This is a genomic window from Streptomyces flavochromogenes, from assembly GCF_000717595.1.
Classification (GTDB): Bacteria; Actinomycetota; Actinomycetes; order Streptomycetales; family Streptomycetaceae; genus Streptomyces; species Streptomyces flavochromogenes.
Window position 1 is genome coordinate 1 of the sequence record NZ_JNZO01000115.1, and the last position, 371, is coordinate 371.

At 70.9% G+C, this 371-nt stretch carries 1 protein-coding gene; it reads left to right on the plus strand.

Features of this window, described 5'->3' with window-relative positions; translation table 11 throughout:
• Positions 1 to 371 (plus strand): ATP-binding cassette domain-containing protein (locus IF00_RS0140505; protein WP_030327150.1); only part of this gene is annotated, 371 nt, incomplete at both ends.

The following is a 371-nucleotide window of genomic DNA, read 5'->3' on the forward strand; positions in this document are numbered from 1 at the left end:
CGGGGGCATCTGGAGGTCCGGAGTGCCGACTTCCGGTACCCCGGTGCGGAGGAGTCCGTCCTCAAGGACGTCGGCCTCGAAGCCCGCCCGGGTGAGACGACCGCGATCATCGGCTCGACCGGCAGCGGCAAGTCGACCCTCCTCGGACTCGTGCCCCGGCTCTTCGACGCCACCGGCGGCCAGGTCCTCGTCGACGGCGTCGACGTCCGCACGCTCGACCCCGCCCTCATGGCGAAGACCGTGGGACTCGTCCCCCAGAAGCCGTACCTCTTCTCCGGGACCGTCGCCACCAACCTCCGCTACGGCAAACCCGACGCGACCGACGACGAACTCTGGCACGCCCTGGAGGTCGCCCAGGCCGCCGACTTCGT